Raw genomic sequence first — 23234 nt, forward strand, 5'->3', positions numbered from 1 at the left:
GCTTTCCTCAGAAAGTCTTCGTCCAGGGTGTTCGAATAATGAATCCACAAGAACTGAAGTCCATCCTCTCCCACGGTCTGCTGTCTTTCCCGGTGACCGATTTCAACGCCCAGGGTGACTTCCACCAGGCGGGCTACATCAAGCGCCTCGAATGGCTAGCCCCTTACGGCGCCACCGCGTTGTTCGCAGCCGGTGGGACGGGTGAGTTTTTTTCCCTCGCTGCCAGCGAATATTCCCAAGTGGTAAAAACCGCCGTGGACACTTGCGCGTCCAGCGTGCCGATTCTTGCCGGTGTGGGCGGTTCGACCCGCCAGGCCATCGAGTACGCCCAGGAGGCGGAACGCCTCGGTGCCAAAGGCTTGCTGCTGCTGCCGCACTACCTCACCGAAGCCAGCCAGGACGGGGTTGCTGCCCACGTTGAAGCGGTGTGCAAGTCGGTCAAGATCGGCGTGGTGGTTTACAACCGCAATGTCTGCCGCCTGACCGCGCCGCTGTTGGAGCGTCTGGCCGAACGTTGCCCGAACCTGATCGGCTACAAGGATGGCCTGGGTGATATCGAGCTGATGGTGTCGATCCGTCGCCGCCTGGGTGACCGATTCAGCTACCTCGGCGGCCTGCCGACTGCAGAGGTTTACGCCGCGGCCTACAAAGCCCTTGGAGTGCCGGTGTACTCCTCGGCGGTGTTCAACTTCATCCCGAAAACCGCCATGGATTTCTACCACGCCATTGCCCGCGAAGATCACGTCACCGTCGACAAGATCATCGATGACTTCTTCCTGCCTTACCTGGACATCCGTAATCGCAAAGCCGGGTACGCAGTGAGCATCGTCAAGGCCGGCGCGAAAATTGTCGGGTATGACGCCGGCCCGGTGCGTACGCCGCTGACCGATCTGTTGCCGGAAGAATACGAAGCCCTGGCCGCGCTGATCGACAAGCAAGGCGCGCAATAAATTATCCACAAGGCCGCTGAGCAATCAGCGGCCTTTTGCATCAGGAGAAGATTTGTGTCCCAAGCAAAGCGTTTCGAAAACTACATCAACGGTGAATGGGTAACCGGCGCCGACTATTGCACCAATATCAACCCGTCTGATTTGTCCGATGTCATCGGCGAATACGCCAAAGCGGACGTGGCCCAAGTCAACGCGGCCATTGACGCGGCCCGCGCCGCTTTCCCGGCCTGGTCCACGTCCGGTATCCAGGCGCGCCACGACGCGCTGGATAAAGTCGGCAGTGAAATCCTTGCCCGTCGCGAAGAGCTCGGCACCTTGTTGGCCCGGGAAGAGGGCAAGACCCTGCCCGAAGCCATCGGCGAAGTGACCCGCGCCGGTAATATTTTCAAGTTCTTCGCCGGTGAATGCCTGCGCCTTTCAGGTGATTACGTGCCCTCGGTGCGTCCGGGCGTCAGCGTTGAAGTGACTCGCGAAGCCCTTGGCGTGGTGGGGCTGATTACTCCATGGAATTTCCCGATTGCCATTCCCGCGTGGAAAATCGCCCCGGCCCTGGCCTACGGCAACTGCGTGGTGATCAAACCTGCGGAGCTGGTGCCGGGTTGCGCCTGGGCCCTGACGGAGATCATTTCTCGCGCTGGTTTCCCTGCTGGTGTGTTCAACCTGGTGATGGGCAGCGGTCGTGTCGTCGGTGACGTGTTGGTTAACAGCCCGAAAGTCGATGGCATCAGCTTCACCGGCTCCGTTGGCGTGGGTCGTCAGATCGCCGTCAATTGTGTGTCGCGCCAGGCCAAAGTGCAGTTGGAAATGGGCGGCAAGAACCCGCAGATCATCCTCGATGACGCCGACCTCAAGCAGGCGGTGGAGTTGTCGGTGCAGAGCGCGTTCTATTCCACCGGCCAGCGTTGCACTGCGTCGAGCCGCTTGATTGTCACGGCGGGGATCCACGACCAGTTTGTCGCCGCCATGGCCGAGCGCATGAAGTCGATCAGGGTCGGCCACGCTTTGAATAGCGGCACCGACATTGGCCCGGTGGTGTCCCAGACCCAGTTGGACCAGGACATGAAATACATCGACATCGGCCAGAGCGAAGGTGCGCGGCTGGTGAGCGGTGGCGGCCTGGTGACCTGCGACACCGAAGGCTATTACCTGGCGCCGACCTTGTTTGCCGACAGCGAAGCGGCGATGCGCATCAGCCGTGAAGAAATTTTCGGCCCGGTGGCCAACGTGGTGCGTGTGGCTGACTACGAGGCGGCGCTGGCCATGGCCAACGACACCGAATTTGGCCTGTCGGCGGGTATCGCCACTACGTCGCTGAAGTACGCCAACCACTTCAAACGCCACTCCCAGGCCGGGATGGTGATGGTCAACCTGCCGACGGCGGGTGTGGACTACCACGTTCCATTCGGTGGCCGTAAGGGCTCATCCTACGGTTCGCGTGAGCAAGGTCGCTATGCGCAAGAGTTCTACACCGTGGTGAAGACCAGCTATATCGGCTCGTAATACGCAGCATCCTGTGGCACTGGCTTTATGTGGGAGCTGGCTTGCCTGCGATAGCATCACCTCGGTCTTGCTGACACACCGAGGTGTCTGCATTGCGGGCAAGCCCGGCTCCCACAGGAAAAACAAAAAATCATTACCCGCAAAAAAAATAATTAGTGGGAGTACCTCTTCATGCAAGCGACCAAGCCGACCCATGTCCGCTATTTGATCCTGCTCATGCTGTTTCTGGTGACCACGATCAACTATGCCGACCGCGCAACTATCGCCATCGCCGGCTCCAGCCTGCAAAAAGACCTCGGCATCGACGCGGTCACCCTCGGTTACATCTTCTCCGCATTCGGTTGGGCTTACGTGGCCGGGCAAATTCCTGGCGGCTGGCTGCTCGACCGCTTCGGCTCGAAAAAAATATACGCCTTGAGCATCTTCACCTGGTCGCTATTCACCGTGCTGCAAGGCTATGTCGGTGAGTTCGGCGTCTCCACCGCCGTAGTGGCGCTGTTCATGTTGCGCTTTATGGTGGGCCTGGCCGAGGCGCCGTCGTTTCCGGGCAATGCCCGTATTGTTGCGGCGTGGTTTCCTACGGCTGAGCGCGGCACCGCATCGGCAATCTTCAATTCGGCGCAGTACTTCGCCACGGTGTTGTTTGCGCCATTGATGGGCTGGATCGTCTACCGCTTCGGCTGGCAGCATGTGTTTATCGTGATGGGCGTGATCGGCATCGTGTTCTCGCTGATCTGGCTGAAAGTTATCCACAGCCCGCGCCAGCATCCGATGATCAACGAGGCCGAGTTCAACCACATCGCTGCCAACGGCGCGATGGTCGACATGGATCAGGACAAGGGCAAGGGTAAGAAAACTGATGGGCCGAAGTGGGATTACATTCGCCAGTTATTGACCAACCGCATGATGCTCGGCGTGTACCTGGGCCAGTACTGCATCAACGGCATCACCTACTTCTTTCTGACCTGGTTCCCGGTGTATCTGGTGCAGGATCGCGGCATGACCATCCTCAAGGCTGGTTTTATCGCCTCGTTGCCGGCGATCTGCGGCTTTATCGGCGGTGTGCTCGGCGGGGTGATCTCTGACTACCTGCTGCGTAAAGGCCACTCGCTGACCTTTGCACGCAAGGCGCCGATCATTGGCGGCCTGCTGATCTCCAGCAGTATCGTGGCCTGCAATTACGTGGACATCGAATGGATGGTGGTGGGCTTCATGGCCCTGGCGTTCTTCGGCAAAGGCGTTGGCGCACTGGGTTGGGCGGTAGTGTCCGACACCTCGCCGAAGCAGATCGCCGGCCTCAGTGGCGGCCTGTTCAACACCTTCGGTAACCTGGCGTCGATCACCACGCCGATTGTCATTGGCTACATCATCAGCACTACCGGCTCGTTCAAATGGGCCCTGGTGTTCGTCGGCGCCAACGCGCTGGTCGCAGTGTTCAGCTACCTGGTGATTGTCGGCCCGATCAAGCGCGTGGTGCTCAAAGAGCCGCCCGCCAAAGGCCCTGAGTTGACCAACCTTTCCCAAGCGCATTCCTGAGGTTCGTGTGATGCAGTTGATTGAACATGCCGACTCGCCGCGCTCGATCCGTTTGCACGAGCGCGACAATGTGGTGATCGTGGTAAACGACCAGGGTGTACCGGCGGGGACCGAATTCCCCGACGGCCTGGTCACCGTGGAGTTCATACCCCAGAGCCACAAGGTCACACTGGAAGATATCCCCGAGGGCGGCCGGATTATCCGCTACGGTCAGACCATCGGTTACGCCCTGGCTCCGATTCCGCGTGGCTGTTGGGTGCAGGAAGATCAACTGCGCATGCCCACCGCGCCACCGCTGGACAGCTTGCCGCTGTCCACCGAGGTGCCTGAAACCCAGGCACCGCTGGAGGGGTTCACCTTCGAGGGCTATCGCAATGCCGACGGTACCGTGGGCACGCGCAATATCCTCGGTATCACCACCACCGTGCAGTGCGTCACCGGCGTGCTGGACCACGCAGTCAAGCGCATCAAGGATGAGTTGCTGCCCAAGTATCCCCACGTCGATGATGTGGTGGCGCTGACTCACAGCTACGGCTGCGGCGTGGCGATTACGGCGACGGATGCCTATATCCCGATCCGCACCGTGCGCAATCTGGCGCGCAACCCGAACCTGGGCGGTGAAGCCCTGGTGATCAGCCTGGGCTGCGAGAAATTGCAGGCCGGCCAGGTGATGCACGACAACGACAGCTCCGTGGACCTGAGCGAGCCGTGGCTTTACCGCCTGCAGGACTCCAGTCACGGCTTCACTGAGATGATCGAGCAGATCATGGCGCTGGCCGAAGTGCGCTTGAAAAAACTCGACCAGCGACGTCGGGAAACGGTGCCAGCTTCCGAACTGATCCTGGGCATGCAATGCGGTGGCAGTGATGCGTTTTCCGGTATCACCGCCAACCCGGCGCTGGGGTATGCCTCGGACTTGTTACTGCGGGCCGGCGCGACGGTGATGTTTTCCGAAGTGACTGAAGTGCGCGATGCCATTTACCTGCTGACTTCCCGCGCACAGAACCAGGAGGTTGCCCGGGAACTGGTCAGGGAAATGGACTGGTATGACCGTTACCTGGCCAAGGGTGAAGCAGACCGCAGCGCCAATACCACGCCGGGCAACAAGAAGGGCGGGCTGTCGAATATTGTCGAGAAGTCCTTGGGCTCCATCGTCAAGTCCGGCAGCAGCGCGATCAACGGCGTGCTCGGCCCCGGCGAGCGCTTGAAGGGCAAGGGCCTGATTTTTTGCGCCACCCCGGCCAGTGATTTTGTGTGTGGCACCTTGCAACTGGCGGCAGGGATGAATCTGCATGTATTCACCACCGGGCGCGGCACGCCGTACGGGCTGGCGATGGCGCCGGTGGTCAAGGTGTCGACCCGCACCGAGCTGGCCCAGCGTTGGCCGGACCTGATCGATATCGACGCCGGGCGCATTGCCACCGGGCGCGCGAGCATCGAGGAGCTGGGCTGGGAGTTGTTTCACTTCTACCTGGACGTGGCCAGTGGCAGGAAGCAGACGTGGGCGGAGCATCACAAGTTGCATAACGACATCACGCTGTTCAACCCGGCGCCGATTACCTGAGACCGAGTCGCCTGCATCGGGAGCAAGCCCCCTCCCACATTGGTCCGCATTTCAACAGAATGAATGCGTTCAAATGTGGGAGGGGGCTTGCTCCCGATAGCGGTAGACCAGACGACACGGGCTGCATGGCTTATCATTAGCCAACTAACGACGCCCACCAAGGTTCTCCCCGGCATGCTGGCAATCTTCCTTACCACCCTCACCATCACCGCGCCGGTGTTTGCCATGCTGTTTCTGGGGGTGCTGCTCAAGCGCATCAACTGGATCAACGACAACTTTATCCACACCGCGTCGTCCCTGGTGTTCAACGTCACCATGCCGGCGCTACTGTTCCTGGGCATCCTGCATGCCGACCTGCACGCGGCACTCAAGCCGGGTTTGCTGATCTATTTTGCCGTCGCCACCCTGGCGAGCTTTGCTTTGGCCTGGGGCTGGGCGATTTTTCGCTGCAAGCGTGAAGACCGGGGCATTTACACCCAGGGTGCGTTTCGCGGCAATAACGGGGTGATCGGCCTGGCGCTCGCCGCCAGTATGTACGGTGACTACGGGATCTCCCTGGGCGCAATCCTCGCGGCGCTGGTGATCCTGTTTTACAACACGCTGTCGACCATTGTGCTGGCGGTGTACAGCCCGGTGATCAAGTCCGACCCGTGGAGCATTTTCAAGAGTGTGGTGGCTAACCCACTGATCATCAGCGTGATCGTTGCTGCGCCGTTCGCGTACTTTCAGATCAGCTTGCCCGGCTGGTTCGAAAAGTCCTTGCAGTACCTGTCGGATACCACGCTGCCGTTGGCGTTGATTTGCATCGGCGGCACCTTGTCCATGGCCGCGCTGCGCAAGAGCGGCAACATGGCGTTGAGTGCGAGCCTGATGAAGATGATCTGGTTGCCGGTGATCGCAACCTTGGGCGCTTGGTTGCTGGGCTTTCGCGGGCCGGAGCTGGGGATTCTGTTCCTGTACTTCGGCGCGCCGACAGCCGCGGCCAGCTTCGTGATGGCCAGGGCGGCGCAAGGCAATCATGAGCTGGCGGCGGCGATTATCGTGATCACTACGCTGATGGCGGCGGTGACCACCAATATCGGGATTTTCGTATTGCAGGCGGGTGGCTGGATCTAGGCGTCTTTCTGGTAGCTTTCGATCACTTCCTGCGCCGCCCGAAAGGCATCAATCGCCGCCGGCACACCGGCATACACCGCGCAATGCAGCAGCGCTTCGCGAATCTCGTCTACCGTGCAGCCATTATTAAGTGCACCGCGCACGTGGCCCTTGAGTTCCTGCGGGCATTTGAGGGCTGTCAGGGCGGCGAGGGTGATCAGGCTGCGGGTCTTGAGCGGCAAGCCTTCGCGGTTCCAGACAGCGCCCCACGCATGTTCATTGACGAAGTCCTGCAGCGGCTGGGTGAACGCCGTGGCATTACCCAGGGCGCGGTCGACGAATGCATCGCCCATGACTTGGCGTCGTACCTCAACTCCGGGTTTTTTCTGATCGGTCATTTCGATTCCCTCTTGTGTTGGCGGTGCCAGGCGCGCACAGAGGTGAACAACAGCAAAGCCACCAACGCCGGCAGGACGTAATACAGCATCAATTGTTCAAGCTTGTTGGCCAGGGGCATACCGGTGGTGAAGGCCATTACGTGCAGCCCGTACGCCAGGTACAACCCCAGCAGCACCAGCCCTTCGATACGCGTCACGCGGTAGCCGGTATAAAACACCGGCAGGCACAGGACGATGGCACCGAGCATCACCGGCAAATCAAAGTCCAGAGCATTGGGTGATACCGACAGCGGCGACGGCGCCACCAGCGCGGTAAAGCCCAGCACGCCCAGCAGGTTGAACAGGTTGCTGCCGATCACGTTGCCCACCGCAATTTCCCGCTCGCCCCGCAAGGCGGCGATCAGCGATGTGGCAAGGCAGGGCAGCGAGGTGCCCACGCCGATGAGCGTCAGGCCGATGACACGCTCCGACAAGCCCAGGTCGCCCGCCACTTCCACCGCGGCGCCCAGCAACAAATGCCCGGCCAGTACCAGCACCAATAGCCCGGCGAACATCAGCAACGCGCTGCTCAACCAGGGTGCCTTGGCCACGGTGTCCAGGGTGCGCGGGCGGCGTGAATGACGCGTCTGGTGGTGCAGCACGCCAAGGTAAGCTACCAGCGCCACCAGCAGCAAAACGCCATCGAGCGGTGTCAGCACTTCATTGGCGGCCAGGATAAACACCAGCAGACCGGCGAAGATCATCACCGGGATATCCACACGCACCAGTTGCCGCGAGACCCGCAGTGGAATGATCAGCGCCGACAGGCCCAGGGTGACGAGGATATTGAAAATGCTGCTGCCGATGACGCTACCCACGGCGATATCGGTATTGCCGGCCAGCGTGGCCTGGAGGCTGACGGCCATCTGCGGCGCGCTGCTGCCGAAGGCGACAACGCTCAAGCCGATGATCAGCGGTCGCACTTTGAGGCTGGCCGCCAGGCGCACGGCGGCGCGTACCAGGATCTCGGCGCCGACGATCAACAGCAGCAAGCCGCCGACCAGTTCGAGCAGGCTCCAGGGCGAAAGGGCGTTCAATCCGAAAATACTCAAGGCGGCCTCAATCAGTTGTTCAGGGCTTGCACGCGAACCCGTGCGGTGCCGCTGCCCAGCATACGCAGTTGCTCGGCAGCCTTGCGGGAAACGTCGATCAGGCGCCCACGGGTGTGCGGGCCGCGGTCATTGATGCGCACCACGACCGATCGGTCGTTGTTCAGGTTGGTCACTTTGACCCGCGTACCGAAGGGCAGGCGCCGATGCGCAGCGGTCAAGGCGTTCTGGTTGAAGGGTTCACCACTGGCGGTTCTTTTGCCATGGTGTTTGGCGCCGTAATAGGAGGCGGTGCCGGTTTCGTCGTAACCGTTGGGGTCGATGAGACCGCTGGCGCAACCGGCCAGCAGGGAGGACAAGGCCAGGAGGCCGAGTAGACGCTTCATTGTCAGAACATCCCCAATAAAAAATGTGGAGAGGGAGCAAGCCCCCTCCCACACAGGTTGGAGCCAGACCTTGTGGTCTGCTCCAACCATTCACCGCAATCAGCCTTCGAGCTTGCTTTTAAGCAGCTCGTTCACCTGTTGCGGGTTGGCTTTGCCCTTGGAAGCTTTCATGGCCTGGCCGACAAAGAAGCCGAACATCTTGCCGCGCTTGGCTTCGTCTGCGGCGCGGTATTGCTCGACCTGTTCGGCATTCGCCGCGAGCATTTCATCGAGTACGGCCGAAATCGCGCCGCTGTCGGTGACTTGCTTGAGGCCACGCTTCTCGATGATCTCGTCGGCGTTGCCTTCACCCGCGGCCATCGCTTCGAACACCGTCTTGGCGATTTTGCCGGAGATGGTGTTGTCCTTGATGCGCAGCAGCATCCCGCCCAATTGTTCGGCAGTGACGGGCGCTTCGTCGATTTCCAGGCCCTGTTTGTTCAGCAGGCTGCCCAGTTCGACCATCACCCAGTTGGCCGCCAGCTTGGCGTCGCCGGCAATGCTCACGACTTTTTCGAAGTAGTTGGCTTGTTCACGGCTGGAGGCCAGCACGCTGGCATCGTAGACCGACAGGCCGAACTGCTCCTGGAAGCGCTCGCGTTTTTGCTGCGGCAGTTCCGGCAGGGTGGCGCGGATGTCGTTGAGGAACGAATCTTCCAGCACCACCGGCAACAGGTCCGGGTCGGGGAAGTAACGGTAGTCGTTGGCTTCCTCCTTGCTGCGCATGGCGCGGGTTTCGTCTTTGTTCGGGTCGTACAGGCGCGTTTGCTGGATCACCTTGCCGCCGTCCTCGATCAATTCGATCTGGCGACGCACTTCGCTGTTGATCGCCTTCTCGATGAAGCGGAACGAGTTGACGTTCTTGATCTCGCAGCGGGTGCCGAACTCAACCTGGCCCTTTGGCCGGATCGACACGTTGCAGTCGCAACGCAGCGAGCCTTCGGCCATGTTGCCGTCGCAGATGCCCAGGTAGCGCACCAGCGCGTGGATGGTCTTGACGTAGGCCACGGCTTCCTTGGCGCTGCGCATGTCCGGTTCGGAGACGATTTCCAGCAGCGGCGTGCCGGCACGGTTCAGGTCGATACCGGTGGCGCCGGGGAATTCTTCGTGCAGGCTCTTGCCGGCGTCTTCTTCCAGGTGCGCACGGGTTACGCCGACACGCTTGATGGTGCCGTCTTCCAGCGGGATGTCCAGGTGGCCCTTGCCGACGATCGGCAGTTCCATCTGGCTGATCTGGTAGCCCTTGGGCAGGTCCGGATAGAAGTAGTTCTTGCGTGCAAACACGTTGTGCTGGCCGATCTCGGCGTCAATCGCCAGGCCGAACATCACCGCCATGCGCACCGCTTCCTGGTTCAGCACCGGCAGCACGCCGGGCATGCCCAGGTCGACCAGGCTGGCCTGGGTGTTGGGCTCAGAGCCGAACGTGGTGGCGCTACCGGAGAAAATCTTCGATTGGGTGGCGAGCTGGGTATGAATCTCCAGCCCGATCACAACTTCCCATTGCATAGTGTTCTCCTCAGAAGCCGGTAGGGGTGCGGGTGTGCCAGTCGGTGTGCAACTGGTACTGGTGCGCCACATTGAGCAGGCGGCCTTCCTGGAAATACGGGGCGAGCAATTGCACGCCAACCGGCAAGCCGTCGACGAAACCGGCAGGCATGGACAAGCCCGGCAGGCCCGCGAGGTTGGCGGTAATGGTGTAGAGGTCTTCCAGGTACTCGGCGATCGGGTCGCCGGTCTTGGCGCCGATCTTCCAGGCCGGGTTCGGCGTGGTTGGGCCGAGGATCACGTCGACTTCTTCGAAGGCGGCCATGAAGTCGTTCTTGATCAGGCGACGGATTTTCTGCGCCTTGAGGTAGTACGCGTCGTAGTAGCCGGCGGACAGGGCATAGGCACCGACCATGATCCGGCGCTGGACTTCACTGCCGAAGCCTTCGCCACGGGAGCGTTTGTACAGGTCGGTGAGGTCTTTCGGGTTTTCGCAGCGATAGCCGAAGCGCACGCCATCGAAGCGCGACAGGTTGGAAGACGCCTCTGCCGGCGCGATCACGTAGTAGGCGGGAATCGCGTGCTGGTTGTTCGGCAGGCTGATTTCCTTGATCACCGCGCCGAGCTTTTCCAGCTCTTTGATGCTGTTTTGCACCAGATCGGCGATACGCGGGTCGAGGCCGGCGCTGAAGTACTCTTTCGGCACGCCGATGCGCAGGCCCTTGAGCGAGGTATTCAGGCTGGCGCTGTAGTCCGGCACGGGCTCATCGATGCTGGTGGAGTCCTGTTTATCGAAGCCTGCCATGCCTTGTAACAATATTGCACAGTCTTCAGCGGTGCGTGCCAGAGGGCCGCCCTGATCGAGACTTGAGGCGTAGGCGATCATGCCCCAGCGGGAAACGCGACCGTAGGTCGGCTTCAGGCCGGTGAGGTTGGTGAACGCGGCGGGCTGGCGGATCGAACCACCGGTGTCGGTCGCCGTAGCGGCGGGCAGGAAGCGTGCGGCCACGGCCGCAGCCGAGCCACCCGACGAACCGCCGGGCACGTGCTCAAGGTTCCACGGGTTTTTCACCGCGCCGTAGTAGCTCGACTCGTTGGCCGAACCCATGGCGAATTCGTCCATGTTGGTCTTGCCCAGGGTCACAGCGCCGGCGGCGGCCAGCTTGGAGACCACGGTGGCGTCGTAGGGCGCCTTGAAGTTGTCGAGCATCTTCGAGCCGCAGCTGGTGCGAATGCCCTGGGTGCAGAACAGGTCCTTGTGGGCGATGGGGGCGCCCAGCAGAGGGTTGTTTTCACCGTTGGCGCGACGTGCGTCGGCGGCCTTGGCCTGGCTCAGGGCCAGCTCTTGGGTGAGGCTGATGAAGCTGTTGACCTTGGGATCGTGCTCGGCGATACGCGCAAGCAGGGTCCGGGTCAGCTCTTCGCTGGAAAACGTTTTGTCGGCGAGACCGCGGGCGATCTCGGCCAGAGTCATGTGATGCATGAAAGGCTCTTTCCCTTTAGTCGATGACTTTCGGAACCAGGTACAGGCCGTTTTCGACCGCTGGCGCGATGGACTGGTAGGCCTCGCGGTTATTGCGCTCGGTCACGACGTCTGCGCGCAGGCGCTGACTGGCTTCCAGCGGGTGAGCCAGGGGCTCGATGCCGTCGGTATCGACGGCCTGCATTTGGTCAACCAGCCCGAGAATGCTGTTCAGGGCTGCGGTGGTCTGTGGAAGATCGGCGTCATTGAGGCCAAGCGAGGCCAGATGCGCGATTTTTTCCACGTCGGAGCGTTCAAGCGCCATGGGATTCTCCAGTGGAAAACAGAACGGAAGGCGTCCGTGTGTTAGATTGTCGGAACACTACCGCATTTCTACGGTCATATGGCCGCGATTGTGGGGGTTGGTGCACAGAAAGTCGGCCAATTTAGCACATTGGCGCCTTGCCCAAAATCCCTGTCGTTGTTAGAGTTTGCCGCACTTTTTTACCCACGCGTTGCCTAGGGTCCCTTTCCCATGTTCAAGAAACTGCGTGGCATGTTTTCCAGCGATCTTTCCATTGACCTGGGCACTGCCAACACCCTTATTTACGTGCGCGAGCGCGGTATCGTTCTGAATGAGCCATCGGTTGTGGCCATTCGGACCCATGGTAATCAGAAAAGTGTCGTTGCCGTTGGCACCGAGGCCAAGCGTATGCTCGGCCGTACACCAGGCAACATTGCTGCCATTCGTCCGATGAAGGATGGCGTGATCGCCGATTTCAGCGTCTGCGAGAAGATGCTGCAGTACTTCATCAACAAGGTTCACGAAAACAGTTTTCTGCAGCCCAGCCCTCGTGTGCTGATCTGCGTTCCGTGCAAGTCCACCCAGGTTGAGCGTCGTGCCATCCGTGAATCGGCCCTTGGCGCCGGTGCCCGCGAAGTGTTCCTGATCGAAGAGCCGATGGCGGCTGCGATCGGTGCCGGCCTGCCGGTTGAAGAAGCCCGCGGCTCGATGGTGGTGGATATCGGTGGTGGTACGACCGAAATCGCCCTGATTTCCCTGAACGGTGTGGTGTATGCCGAATCCGTGCGCGTGGGTGGCGACCGTTTCGACGAAGCGATCATCACGTATGTGCGTCGCAACTACGGCAGCCTGATCGGCGAATCCACCGCCGAGCGCATCAAGCAGGAAATCGGCACCGCATACCCGGGCGGCGAAGTTCGCGAAGTCGATGTTCGCGGTCGCAACCTGGCCGAAGGCGTTCCACGTGCCTTCACCCTGAACTCCAATGAAGTGCTGGAAGCTCTGCAAGAGTCCCTGGCCACCATCGTTCAGGCCGTGAAGAGTGCCCTGGAGCAGTCGCCGCCGGAGCTGGCTTCCGATATCGCCGAGCGTGGCCTGGTGCTGACCGGTGGTGGCGCCTTGCTGCGCGACCTCGACAAGCTGCTGGCACAGGAAACCGGTCTGCCGGTGATCGTTGCCGAAGACCCGCTGACCTGCGTTGCTCGTGGTGGTGGTCGTGCGCTGGAAATGATGGATAAACACACCATGGACCTGCTCTCCAGCGAATAAGATTGCCTGGATGGTTCATGCTTGGTCGGCAGGCAGCACTTTGCAGTGCTGCCTGTTGGCGTTTATCTTCTTCAATCTGCATCCAGGCCGGTTTGATGCCGTATGAATAAAGAGAACATTTGCCTGGGAGGAGCGGCTTATTAAACCGCTTTTCGCCAAAGGCCCCTCATTGGGCGTGCGCTTATTGGTGCTGACCGTGCTTTCGGTCGCGCTGATGGTGGTCGATGCCCGCTTTGCACTGCTCAAGCCCGTGCGTAGCCAGATGTCGCTGGTGTTGATGCAGACCTACTGGATCACCGACCTGCCACAACGTCTCTACCAGGGCGTGGCCAGCCAATTTGGCAGCCGCACCGAGCTGATCGCCGAGAACGAAAAACTCAAGACTGAAAACCTGCTGTTGCAGGGGCGCATGCAAAAGCTGGCGGCCCTCACCGAGCAGAACGTTCGTCTGCGCGAGTTGCTCAATTCTTCCGCGTTGGTCAATGAAAAGGTTGAAGTCGCCGAGCTGATCGGCATGGATCCGAACCCGTTCACTCATCGCATCATCATCAATAAGGGTGAGCGCGACGGTGTGGTCCTCGGCCAGCCGGTGCTCGATGCCCGTGGCCTGATGGGCCAGGTGGTGGAGTTGATGCCCTACACCTCGCGCGTCCTGCTGCTGACGGACACGACCCACAGCATTCCGGTTCAGGTCAACCGCAACGGCTTGCGCGCGATTGCCAGCGGTACTGGCAACCCCGAACGCCTCGAACTGCGCCATGTTGCCGACACTGCGGATATCAAGGAAGGCGACCTGCTGGTCAGCTCCGGCCTGGGCCAGCGCTTCCCGGCCGGCTACCCGGTGGCGACGGTCAAGGAAGTGATCCACGATTCTGGCCAACCATTCGCGATCGTTCGGGCCGTGCCGACGGCTGCCCTTAACCGTAGCCGTTACCTGCTGCTGGTGTTCAGCGATAACCGCACCCCGGAGGAGCGCGCCAACGACGCCGCCCAGGCCCAGGAAGCGGAAGACAAGCAGAACGGCACCGCGCCGGTCGTCCCCGCCATTGTGCCCAAACCGGCCTTCGTCGGGCCACCAGCGCCTGCGGCTGCGCCGGCCGTTCCGGCAACCGCAGCGCCTGTCGCCACACCAGCCAAGCCTGCTGCACAGAGTGCTCGCCCGGCTAAACCGGCGGCGACCACCGCGCCTGCGAGGCCTGCGACAATCGCTCCGGCCACCACACGGCAGAGGGAGGAATAATGGCCGGTACTCATTCGCGCAATGGCTGGATCGTCTGGCTGACTTTCGCTATTGGCTTGCTGCTCAGCGTTTCGCCGCTGCCGCAATTCATGGAAATCCTGCGCCCGCTCTGGCTGGCCTTGCTGCTGGCGTTCTGGTCTTTGAACCTGCCGCACAAGGTGGGCATGGTCACTGCGATGTGCCTGGGCTTGGCGGAGGATGTGCTCTATGGCACCTTGCTGGGCCAGAATGCGTTGATCCTGACCCTGATCACTTTCCTGGTGCTGTCGTTGCAACAGCGCCTGCGCATGTTCCCTATGTGGCAGCAGTGCCTGGTGATCCTGGTGATTTTCGGTTTGGCGCAGTTGGTGCAATTGTGGCTGAGCGCATTGACCGGCAACCGTCAGCCCACCCTGGCGCTGGTCTTGCCGGCCCTGGTCAGTGCACTGCTGTGGCCCTGGATCAGTTTTGGCCTGCGTGGGCTGCGTCGCCGCTATAAAATCAATTGAATGGTTGCGAGGCTCTGCCTGGTTATCGAACCCAACAGGGAGAGGCTGCAATGATTTCGCTTTATCTGGCCTCGGGCTCCCCGCGGCGACGTGAGCTGCTGACCCAGATCGGTGTGCCTTTCACCGTAGTCAGCGCCGCGATTGATGAAACACCGCTTACCCACGAACCTGCCGTTGCCTATGTCGAGCGTCTTGCACGCGGCAAGGCAACGGCGGGTTTTGTTGCGCTTGGCCAAACCTCGGGCGCCTGCGTATTGGGCGCCGATACGGCGGTGATTATTGATGGCCAGATCCTGGGCAAACCCGTGGACCAGGCCGACGCGCTGGCAATGCTGATGGCCCTTTCGGGCCGCGAGCATGAAGTTCTCACCGCGATTGCCCTCACCGACGGCCAGCGCTGCGAAACTCGATATGTAAGCAGTCTTGTACGTTTTCGCCAGCTTTCTGTCGAAGAGGCTACAACCTACTGGCACAGTGGCGAACCCCAGGACAAGGCCGGCGGCTATGCTATCCAAGGCCTGGGTTCGGTGTTCGTTGCCGGCCTCAATGGCAGTTATTCTGCGGTGGTTGGCCTGCCCGTGTGCGAAACCGCGCAACTGCTCGTCCAATTCGGCATACCCTGTTGGCAAAACATTACCGTGCGCTGAACGCCGTATTCCAGCGCCAAGCCTTGAGCGATCGGTCACTATTGTGAAAACGCCTGAACGAGACCCAGCCATGAGTGAAGAGATTCTGATCAATATCACGCCGATGGAATCGCGCGTGGCGGTGGTAGAGAACGGTGTTCTGCAAGAAGTGCATGTCGAGCGCACCCAGAAGCGTGGGATCGTCGGCAATATCTACAAAGGCAAGGTGGTGCGCGTGCTGCCAGGTATGCAGGCAGCATTTGTCGATATCGGCCTGGACCGTGCTGCGTTTATCCACGCTTCGGAAATTTCCCTGCGCGAAGGCCCTGCGGTGGAAAGCATCAGCGCCCTGGTGCACGAAGGGCAGAGTCTGGTGGTGCAAGTCACCAAGGACCCTATCGGCTCCAAGGGCGCACGCTTGACCACCCAGTTGTCGATTCCCTCGCGCTACCTGGTGTACATGCCGCGCACTGCCCATGTCGGCATTTCCCTGAAGATCGAAGACGAAGCCGAGCGTGACCGCCTGAAAAAGGTGGTCAGCGACTGCGTGGCTGCCGAGGGCATCAAGGAAGCGGGCGGGTTTATCCTGCGTACCGCCGCCGAAGGCGCAGGCGCCGATGAGATCCTTATGGATATCCGCTACCTGCGGCGCCTGTGGGACCAGATCGACGCACAGATCAAGACCATTGGCGCGCCCAGCGTCATCTATGAAGACCTGGGCCTGGCGCTGCGTACACTGCGTGACCTGGTCAGCCCGAAAATTGAGAAAATCCGTATCGACTCGCGGGAAACCTTCCAGCGCACCACGCAATTTGTTGCCGAGCTCATGCCGGAAATTGCCGACCGCCTGGAGCACTACCCCGGCGAGCGGCCGATCTTCGACCTGTATGGCGTTGAAGACGAAATCCAGAAAGCCCTGGAGCGCAAGGTGCCGCTCAAGTCCGGCGGCTACCTGGTGGTGGACCCGGCCGAAGCCATGACCACCATTGACGTCAACACTGGCGCATTTGTGGGCCATCGCAACCTCGAAGAGACCATTTTCAAGACCAACCTGGAAGCCGCCACGGCGATCGCTCGCCAACTGCGCCTGCGCAACCTCGGTGGCATCATCATCATCGACTTCATCGACATGGAAGATGAGGAGCACCAGCGCCAGGTATTGCGCACCCTCGAAAAGCAGCTGGAGCGCGATCACGCCAAGACCAACATCATCGGCATCACCGAGCTGGGCCTGGTGCAGATGACTCGCAAGCGCACCCGCGAAAGCCTGGAGCAGGTGCTGTGCGAGCCGTGCAGCAGTTGCCAGGGGCGGGGTAAATTGAAAACCCCGGAAACCGTTTGCTACGAAATTTTCCGCGAAATCCTGCGTGAGGCACGTGCCTATCAGGCCGAGGGTTATAGAGTGCTTGCCAACCAGAAAGTGGTCGATCGCCTGCTGGACGAAGAGTCGGGGAACGTCGCGGAGCTGGAGAGCTTTATCGGTCGCACGATTCGCTTCCAGGTCGAAACCATGTATTCCCAGGAACAATACGACGTGGTGCTGCTCTGATCCCCAATTGCTTGCCTTATTCGAGACCGGCGGACCTTGATCTGCCGTCCGCCAACTGTTTTTTGAGGGTCGCCTGACATGGAGCGTCTGATACGCTTTTTTGCCGCTTTGACCCGCTGGGGCTTGGGCCTGTGTGCGTTGCTGCTGGTATTGGCGGCGGTGTACGTAAGCCTGGGGCGTGAATTGACCCCATTGGTCGCCGAATATCGCGCCGAAATCGAAGCCAAGGCCCAGGCTGCAGTGGATACACCGCTGCATATCGGCAGCCTTGAAGGCCGCTGGAGCGGGTTTGCTCCGGTATTGCTGGCTCACGATGTGATGGTCGGCGAGGGCAGCAGTGCCTTGCGCCTGGACCAGGTGGAAGTGGTACCGGATATGTGGGCCAGCCTGTTGGCCCGTGAAGTGCGCATCGCCCACCTTCAAGTCAGCGGCCTGCAATTGAGCGTCAAGGAAGACAAGGACGGCCGCTGGACGCTGCAAGGCTTGCCGGTTCAGGACGACCAGCGGCTGGACCCGCAACAGTTGCTGACGCGCATGCAAATGGTCAAGCGCGTGTCGGTGCTGGACAGTCAGGTTACCTTGCAGCCCTTCGATCAGGCGCCGGTGACCGTGACCTATGTAGGCCTGAGCCTGCATACCGGCATGAGCCATCAGCGTCTGGATGCACGGCTGACCTTGCCTGATGGCCAGCCGCTTGCTGTCAGCCTGCGTAGCCGTATTCGCGCCAGCCAGTGGAAGGACGCAGAGATCGACGCCTACCTGAGCCTGCCGCAAAGCGACTGGGCCAAATGGATTCCCGCCCGGCTAACCCAGCAATGGAAACTCACGCGGTTCAAAGCCGGCGGTGAGTTTTGGCTCAGTTGGGCCAAAGGCACCGTGCAAAGCGCTGCTGTTCGCCTCAACTCGCCGCAAGTGAAGGGCAGCTACGCCGACCGCAAGCCCGTGCATCTGGAGAATCTGGCGCTGACGGCCTACCTGCAACGCAGTGATAGTGGCCTTGAAGTGCTGTTCGATTCGCTGGCAATGAACATTGGCGACACCCGCTGGGAGTCGCGCATTCAATTGCAGCAAAACCTGGCGACCGATAAAGAACAGGAAGTGTGGAAGTTGCAGGCCGATCGTCTTGACCTGACGCCGATCACGCCGCTGCTCAATGCCTTGGCGCCGTTGCCCGAAGGTTTCGCCAAGACCGTCGAGCATCTCAAGGCCACTGGCCTGTTGCGTAATGTGCTGGTGGATTTCCGCCCTCAGGACGCCACCGACCAGAAAGTCAGCTTTGCCGCGAACCTTGAGCGTGTCGGTTTCGACGCGTATTTCGGTGCGCCGGCCGCGCGTAATGTGTCCGGCAGCATCAGTGGCGACCTGGGCCATGGTGAACTGCGCATGGACAGCAAGGATTTTTCCCTGCATCTGTTTCCCATCTTCGCCAAGCCCTGGCAGTACATCCAGGCCAATGCACGCCTGACCTGGAAGCTCGACAAACAGGGTTTCACTCTGATCGCCCCGTATATCAAGGTGCTGGGCGAAGAGGGCAAGGTCGCGGCGGACTTCCTGATTCGCCTGCATTTCGATCATAGCCAGGAAGACTACATGGACCTGCGGGTCGGCATGGTCGATGGCGATGGCCGTTTTACCCCCAAATACTTGCCGGCCGTGTTGAGCCCGGCGCTGGATGAGTGGCTGCGTACCGCGATTCTCAAAGGTGCAGTGGATGAGGGCTTCTTCCAGTACCAGGGTTCGCTGAGCCACAACGCCCTGCCGGCGTCGCGCAATATCAGCCTGTTCTTCAAGGTGCATGATGCCGAACTGGCCTTCCAGCCGGGTTGGCCCCATGTGAACAAGGTCAATGGTGAAGTGTTCGTCGAGGAAAGCGGCGTGCGCATCCTGGCAAGCAAGGGACAGTTGCTCGACACCCGGGTCAAGGATGTGTACGTCAATATTCCCCACGCACCGGCCGGCAAGGACAGTCATCTGCTGCTCACCGGCGGGTTTTCCGGTGGCTTGGGTGATGGCCTGAAAATTCTTCAGGAAGCGCCCATCGGTACCGCGTCCACGTTCGCCGGCTGGAAAGGCGAGGGTGACCTGCAAGGTAGCCTGGACCTCGACGTTCCCCTGGCCAAGGGCACCGAGCCCAAGATCGTGGTGGACTTCAAGACCGACAAGGCACTCCTGCAATTGGCTGAGCCGCCCTTGGACCTCACCCAGCTCAAGGGTGATTTTCGCTTCGATAGCGCCAAGGGCCTGAGCGGTCAGAACATCTCGGCCCAGGCATTCGAGCAACCTATCACTGCGCAGATCTTCGCCGAGGGCAAGCCGGGCAATATCAGCACTCGCGTGACTGCCAAGGGGCAGGTGGCGGTCAAACGTCTTACGGATTGGCTGAACGTCAGTCAGCCGTTGCCGGTATCCGGCGATATTCCTTACCAGTTGCAGGTTATTCTGGACGGTGCGGACAGTCAGTTGATGGTCAACTCCAACCTCAAGGGTGTTGCGGTGGATCTACCGGCGCCGTTCGGCATGCCGGCCAGCCAGGGACGTGACAGCACCTTTCGCATGACGTTGCAGCGCGCTGAGCGACGTTACTGGTTTGATTACGGCGAGCTGGCGAATTTCACCTTTGCGGCGCCGCCGGACAACTTCAATAACGGCCGTGGCGAATTGTTCCTGGGTGACGGTGACGCGCTGTTGCCCGGGGCCAAGGGCTTGCGCATTCGTGGCGTGCTGTCGGAACTGGATATCGATCCCTGGAAAAAGCTCGTGGACCGCTACGCGGGTAACGACCCAGGTGGCAATGCCAAGCAACTGCTCAGTGGCGCCGACTTCAGGGTAGGCAAGCTGACCGGATTTGGTACCCAGTTTGACCAGGTCAAGTTGCAGCTTGATCGCAAGCCGGCTGCCTGGGGCCTGCAGCTCGACAGCCAGCAAGCCAAGGGCACGGTGAACCTGCCCGATGCCAAGGGCGCGCCGATTGCGATCAACCTCAAGTACGTCAAATTGCCCGCAGTGGACCCGACAGCCCAGGCCGACGAAAACGCACCGGACCCGCTGGCCGATATCGACCCCAAAAGCATCCCGGCACTGGACATCGCCATTGACCAGCTGTTCCAGGGCCCCGATCTGATAGGGGCATGGTCGCTGCGGATTCGTCCGACCGCCAAGGGCCTGGCCTTCAATAACCTGGACCTGGGCCTCAAGGGGATGCTGCTCAAGGGCGCCGGTGGCTGGGAAGGCGCGCCGGGCGCCAGCAGCAGTTGGTACAAGGGCCGCCTCGATGGCAGAAATATCGCCGATGTGCTCAAGGGCTGGGGTTTTGCGCCTACGGTGACCAGTGAGGATTTCCATCTGGACGTGGATGGCCGTTGGCCGGGCTCGCCGGCCTGGGTTGGGCCCAAGCGCTTTTCCGGCAGCCTGGATGCGGCATTCCGTAAAGGTCAGTTCGTTGAAGTGGAAGGGGGCGCCCAGGCATTGCGGGTGTTTGGCCTGCTTAACTTCAACTCCATTGGCCGGCGTTTGCGTTTGGACTTTTCCGACCTGTTTGGCAAAGGCTTGAGCTATGACCGAGTCAAGGGCTTGCTGGCTGCCAGTAATGGTGTGTTCGTGACCCGTGAGCCCATCACCATGACCGGGCCCTCGACCAATCTTGAGCTTAACGGCACCCTGGATCTGGTCGCCGATCGCGTCGACGCCAAGCTGCTGGTCACGTTGCCGGTGACCAACAACCTGCCCATCGCGGCGCTGATTGTCGGTGCGCCTGCCATTGGTGGTGCGTTGTTCCTGATCGACAAGCTGATCGGTGATCGGGTTTCGCGCTTTGCCAGTGTGCAGTACAAGGTGCAAGGCCCTTGGAAGGATCCGAAAATCACCTTCGACAAGCCATTTGAAAAGCCAAACTGAGAGCCTGTGGAGTAGCATGGCCCCATGCCCTGTCTGGAGTGTCGGCCCATGTCCTTTGCAGTAATCCAAATGGTCAGCCAGAGCGACGTGCTGGCCAACCTCGCCCAGGCACGCCGCCTGCTGGAGCAGGCGGCGGCAAACGGCGCGAAACTCGCGGTTTTGCCGGAGAACTTCGCCGCCATGGGACGCCGTGACGTGGCCGACATTGGCCGCGCCGAAGCATTCGGTGAAGGCCCGATCCTGCCATGGTTGAAACAGGCTGCCCGCGACCTCACCTTATGGATAGTGGCCGGCACGTTGCCGCTGCCGCCCAGGGACCATCCCCACGCCAAGGCCAACGCTTGCTCGCTGCTGATCAATGATCAGGGTGAAATCGTCGCTCGCTATGACAAGCTCCACTTGTTTGATGTGGACGTAGCGGATGCTCGCGGTCGCTATCGCGAATCCGACGACTATGCTTTTGGAAGCAATGTAGTGGTGGCGGATACGCCAGTGGGCCGCGTGGGGCTGACGGTGTGCTATGACTTGCGCTTTCCCGAGCTGTACAGCGAATTACGCGCTGCGGGGGCTGAATTGATTACCGCGCCCTCGGCCTTTACGGCGGTGACTGGGGCCGCCCATTGGGATGTGCTGATTCGGGCGCGGGCCATTGAAACCCAGTGCTACCTGCTGGCAGCGGCTCAAGGCGGTGTGCACCCAGGCCCACGGGAAACCTTTGGCCACGCGGCAATCATCGACCCTTGGGGGCGGGTGCTGGCGCAACAGGATCAAGGCGAAGCGGTGCTACTGGCCGAACGCGATAGCGGTGAACAAGCGTTGATACGGACGCGCATGCCGGTGGCGAACCACCGGCGCTTTTTCTCGCAGGGCGCGCAGCGGCCTGCTTCAGAACGATGAATTTAAGGCCAAACCTATGAGCGAGTTGTTGTCCTCAGTCAGTGAACACCTCCTGGCACCCGGTGGCGTGACCATCGAAAGTTTGCAAACCGTGCTGGGCGATCTCGCCGGGCCAGGCATTGACGCGGCTGACCTGTATTTCCAGGGGCAGATTTCCGAGTCCTGGGCCCTGGAAGACGGCATCGTCAAGGAAGGCAGTTTCAACCTCGACCAGGGAGTGGGCGTGCGTGCCCAGTCTGGTGAAAAAACGGGTTTTGCCTACAGCAATGCGATCACCCTGGAGGCGCTGGGCCTGGCAGCACGTGCTGCGCGCTCGATCTCCCGCGCTGGACAAAATGGTACGGTGCAGGCGTTCAGCACCCAGGATGTGGCTCAGTTGTATGCGCCGGATAACCCCCTGGAAGTGATCAGCCGTGCGGAAAAAGTCGAGCTGCTGAAACGTATCGACGCCGCTACTCGTGCCTTGGATCCCCGTATCCAGCAGGTTACCGTAAGCATGGCCGGTGTGTGGGAGCGCATCCTCGTGGCGTCCGCCGATGGCGGCCTGGCGGCGGATGTGCGGCCGCTGGTGCGTTTCAATGTGAGTGTGATCGTTGAACAGAACGGTCGCCGCGAACGCGGTGGCCATGGCGGCGGCGGGCGTACCGACTACCGCTATTTCCTCACCGATGACCGTGCCATGGGTTATGCCCGTGAAGCGCTGCGCCAGGCGCTGGTCAACCTCGAAGCCATCCCTGCACCGGCGGGTACCTTGCCGGTGGTGCTGGGCTCGGGTTGGTCCGGCGTGCTGTTGCACGAAGCGGTCGGTCATGGCCTGGAAGGGGACTTCAACCGCAAGGGCAGTTCGGCCTACAGCGGGCGAATGGGTGAGATGGTTACGTCCAAGCTCTGCACCATCGTGGACGACGGCACGCTGGCCGGGCGCCGTGGTTCGCTGAGCGTCGATGACGAAGGCACACCGACCGAATGCACCACCCTGATCGAAAACGGCGTGCTCAAGGGCTATATGCAAGACAAGCTCAACGCTCGCCTGATGGGCGTGGCGCGCACCGGTAACGGCCGTCGTGAGTCCTACGCGCATTTGCCGATGCCACGCATGACCAATACCTACATGCTCGGTGGCGAAAGCGATCCGGCGGAAATCATCGCCTCGGTGAAACGCGGCATCTATTGCGCCAATCTGGGCGGTGGCCAGGTCGACATCACCAGTGGCAAGTTCGTGTTCTCCACCAGCGAGGCGTACCTGATCGAAGACGGCAAGATTACCGCGCCGGTCAAAGGGGCGACCTTGATTGGTAACGGGCCGGAGGCCATGAGCAAGGTGTCGATGGTCGGTAACGACCTGTCGCTGGACAGCGGCGTGGGCACATGCGGGAAGGATGGGCAGTCAGTGCCGGTAGGCGTGGGGCAGCCAACCCTGAAAATTGATGCGATCACCGTGGGTGGCACGGGGTCGTAAGGACG

The 23234-nt window shown here is 60.8% G+C and carries 19 protein-coding genes; 13 read left to right on the plus strand and 6 right to left on the minus strand.

The genetic code is table 11. The features are described 5' to 3' along the window. Positions 1 to 38: 38 nt before the first annotated feature. The 5 genes from kdgD to E3O56_RS07235 all read left to right on the plus strand — a co-directional run bounded on the left by kdgD (position 39) and on the right by E3O56_RS07235 (position 6666). On the plus strand, positions 39 to 950 hold the full coding sequence (kdgD, locus tag E3O56_RS07215; RefSeq protein WP_005784786.1) for a 5-dehydro-4-deoxyglucarate dehydratase: 912 nt from the start codon (positions 39 to 41) through the stop codon (positions 948 to 950). Between the two features lie 54 nt (positions 951 to 1004). Continuing rightward, on the plus strand, positions 1005 to 2450 hold the full coding sequence (locus E3O56_RS07220; RefSeq protein WP_032877799.1) for an aldehyde dehydrogenase family protein: 1446 nt from the start codon (positions 1005 to 1007) through the stop codon (positions 2448 to 2450). A 171-nt stretch (positions 2451 to 2621) separates the two neighbouring features. Beyond that, positions 2622 to 3986, plus strand: a complete 1365-nt coding sequence (locus E3O56_RS07225; RefSeq protein ID WP_005784790.1) for an MFS transporter — start codon at positions 2622 to 2624, stop codon at positions 3984 to 3986. A 10-nt stretch (positions 3987 to 3996) separates the two neighbouring features. Beyond that, the gene (gene garD, locus E3O56_RS07230) at positions 3997 to 5550 is read left to right on the plus strand and encodes a galactarate dehydratase (protein WP_103734632.1); all 1554 of its coding nucleotides are present in this window, start codon (positions 3997 to 3999) and stop codon (positions 5548 to 5550) included. Between the two features lie 174 nt (positions 5551 to 5724). Beyond that, positions 5725 to 6666: an AEC family transporter gene (locus E3O56_RS07235; protein WP_005784792.1), complete on the plus strand. Its 942-nt coding sequence runs from the start codon at positions 5725 to 5727 to the stop codon at positions 6664 to 6666. On the opposite strand, the gene E3O56_RS07240 is transcribed toward E3O56_RS07235, so the two are convergent. From E3O56_RS07240 to gatC, 6 genes are all read right to left on the minus strand, one after another. Continuing rightward, positions 6663 to 7043: a carboxymuconolactone decarboxylase family protein gene (locus E3O56_RS07240; RefSeq protein ID WP_032877796.1), complete on the minus strand. Its 381-nt coding sequence runs from the start codon at positions 7041 to 7043 to the stop codon at positions 6663 to 6665. The two genes, E3O56_RS07235 and E3O56_RS07240, sit on opposite strands and share 4 nt — an antisense overlap. Beyond that, positions 7040 to 8086 (minus strand): calcium/sodium antiporter, encoded by a 1047-nt coding sequence (locus tag E3O56_RS07245; RefSeq protein ID WP_177327422.1) that lies wholly within the window; start codon positions 8084 to 8086, stop codon positions 7040 to 7042. The genes E3O56_RS07240 and E3O56_RS07245 overlap by 4 nt, the downstream gene beginning before the upstream one ends. Positions 8087 to 8145: 59 nt before the next feature. Next, complete coding sequence (locus E3O56_RS07250) at positions 8146 to 8517, minus strand: septal ring lytic transglycosylase RlpA family protein (protein WP_005784798.1); 372 nt, start codon at positions 8515 to 8517, stop codon at positions 8146 to 8148. A gap of 99 nt (positions 8518 to 8616) precedes the next feature. Beyond that, complete coding sequence (gene gatB, locus E3O56_RS07255; protein ID WP_005784800.1) at positions 8617 to 10062, minus strand: Asp-tRNA(Asn)/Glu-tRNA(Gln) amidotransferase subunit GatB; 1446 nt, start codon at positions 10060 to 10062, stop codon at positions 8617 to 8619. Between the two features lie 10 nt (positions 10063 to 10072). Beyond that, a complete protein-coding gene (gene gatA, locus E3O56_RS07260) occupies positions 10073 to 11524 on the minus strand; it encodes an Asp-tRNA(Asn)/Glu-tRNA(Gln) amidotransferase subunit GatA (protein WP_148853462.1) in 1452 nt (483 codons plus the stop codon). 16 nt (positions 11525 to 11540) lie between these two features. Further along, positions 11541 to 11828: an Asp-tRNA(Asn)/Glu-tRNA(Gln) amidotransferase subunit GatC gene (gatC, locus tag E3O56_RS07265; RefSeq protein ID WP_005784804.1), complete on the minus strand. Its 288-nt coding sequence runs from the start codon at positions 11826 to 11828 to the stop codon at positions 11541 to 11543. A gap of 210 nt (positions 11829 to 12038) precedes the next feature. On the opposite strand from gatC, the gene mreB reads away from it, so the two are divergent. The 8 genes from mreB (at position 12039) to tldD (ending at position 23229) form a co-directional block, all read left to right on the plus strand. Continuing rightward, positions 12039 to 13076, plus strand: a complete 1038-nt coding sequence (gene mreB / locus E3O56_RS07270) for a rod shape-determining protein MreB (RefSeq protein WP_002555108.1) — start codon at positions 12039 to 12041, stop codon at positions 13074 to 13076. Between the two features lie 139 nt (positions 13077 to 13215). Further along, positions 13216 to 14316 carry a rod shape-determining protein MreC gene (mreC, locus tag E3O56_RS07275; RefSeq protein WP_103734630.1) on the plus strand — a complete coding sequence of 367 codons (1101 nt, stop codon included), beginning with the start codon at positions 13216 to 13218 and terminating at the stop codon, positions 14314 to 14316. Then, entirely contained in the window at positions 14316 to 14804 is a 489-nt protein-coding gene (gene mreD / locus E3O56_RS07280) for a rod shape-determining protein MreD (protein ID WP_003188558.1), read from the plus strand. The genes mreC and mreD overlap by 1 nt, the downstream gene beginning before the upstream one ends. Positions 14805 to 14854: 50 nt before the next feature. After that, on the plus strand, positions 14855 to 15451 hold the full coding sequence (locus E3O56_RS07285; RefSeq protein WP_103734629.1) for a Maf family protein: 597 nt from the start codon (positions 14855 to 14857) through the stop codon (positions 15449 to 15451). Between the two features lie 70 nt (positions 15452 to 15521). After that, a complete protein-coding gene (rng, locus tag E3O56_RS07290) occupies positions 15522 to 16979 on the plus strand; it encodes a ribonuclease G (RefSeq protein ID WP_046070915.1) in 1458 nt (485 codons plus the stop codon). A 78-nt stretch (positions 16980 to 17057) separates the two neighbouring features. Then, positions 17058 to 20873, plus strand: coding sequence for a YhdP family protein (locus E3O56_RS07295; protein ID WP_248128050.1), 3816 nt, complete (start codon positions 17058 to 17060; stop codon positions 20871 to 20873). A 48-nt stretch (positions 20874 to 20921) separates the two neighbouring features. Further along, entirely contained in the window at positions 20922 to 21770 is an 849-nt protein-coding gene (locus tag E3O56_RS07300) for a carbon-nitrogen hydrolase family protein (protein WP_248128051.1), read from the plus strand. Between the two features lie 16 nt (positions 21771 to 21786). After that, positions 21787 to 23229, plus strand: coding sequence for a metalloprotease TldD (gene tldD, locus E3O56_RS07305; protein ID WP_248128052.1), 1443 nt, complete (start codon positions 21787 to 21789; stop codon positions 23227 to 23229). Positions 23230 to 23234: the final 5 nt, after the last annotated feature.

The sequence above is a fragment of the Pseudomonas sp. W2Aug9 genome, from assembly GCF_023127755.1.
GTDB classification, from domain to species: domain Bacteria; phylum Pseudomonadota; class Gammaproteobacteria; order Pseudomonadales; family Pseudomonadaceae; genus Aquipseudomonas; species Aquipseudomonas synxantha_A.

Excerpts from the sequence above, each read along its gene's own strand:
- E3O56_RS07250 (WP_005784798.1), bottom strand. The coding sequence starts at position 8,517 with ATGAAGCGTCTACTCGGCCTCCTGGCCTTGTCCTCCCTGCTGGCCGGT.
- garD (WP_103734632.1), top strand. The coding sequence starts at position 3,997 with ATGCAGTTGATTGAACATGCCGACTCGCCGCGCTCGATCCGTTTGCAC.
- mreB (WP_002555108.1), top strand. The coding sequence starts at position 12,039 with ATGTTCAAGAAACTGCGTGGCATGTTTTCCAGCGATCTTTCCATTGAC.
- gatB (WP_005784800.1), bottom strand. The coding sequence starts at position 10,062 with ATGCAATGGGAAGTTGTGATCGGGCTGGAGATTCATACCCAGCTCGCC.
- rng (WP_046070915.1), top strand. The coding sequence starts at position 15,522 with ATGAGTGAAGAGATTCTGATCAATATCACGCCGATGGAATCGCGCGTG.
- E3O56_RS07300 (WP_248128051.1), top strand. The coding sequence starts at position 20,922 with ATGTCCTTTGCAGTAATCCAAATGGTCAGCCAGAGCGACGTGCTGGCC.
- mreD (WP_003188558.1), top strand. The coding sequence starts at position 14,316 with ATGGCCGGTACTCATTCGCGCAATGGCTGGATCGTCTGGCTGACTTTC.
- E3O56_RS07285 (WP_103734629.1), top strand. The coding sequence starts at position 14,855 with ATGATTTCGCTTTATCTGGCCTCGGGCTCCCCGCGGCGACGTGAGCTG.
- E3O56_RS07225 (WP_005784790.1), top strand. The coding sequence starts at position 2,622 with ATGCAAGCGACCAAGCCGACCCATGTCCGCTATTTGATCCTGCTCATG.
- E3O56_RS07295 (WP_248128050.1), top strand. The coding sequence starts at position 17,058 with ATGGAGCGTCTGATACGCTTTTTTGCCGCTTTGACCCGCTGGGGCTTG.
- E3O56_RS07240 (WP_032877796.1), bottom strand. The coding sequence starts at position 7,043 with ATGACCGATCAGAAAAAACCCGGAGTTGAGGTACGACGCCAAGTCATG.
- E3O56_RS07235 (WP_005784792.1), top strand. The coding sequence starts at position 5,725 with ATGCTGGCAATCTTCCTTACCACCCTCACCATCACCGCGCCGGTGTTT.
- kdgD (WP_005784786.1), top strand. The coding sequence starts at position 39 with ATGAATCCACAAGAACTGAAGTCCATCCTCTCCCACGGTCTGCTGTCT.
- gatA (WP_148853462.1), bottom strand. The coding sequence starts at position 11,524 with ATGCATCACATGACTCTGGCCGAGATCGCCCGCGGTCTCGCCGACAAA.
- tldD (WP_248128052.1), top strand. The coding sequence starts at position 21,787 with ATGAGCGAGTTGTTGTCCTCAGTCAGTGAACACCTCCTGGCACCCGGT.
- gatC (WP_005784804.1), bottom strand. The coding sequence starts at position 11,828 with ATGGCGCTTGAACGCTCCGACGTGGAAAAAATCGCGCATCTGGCCTCG.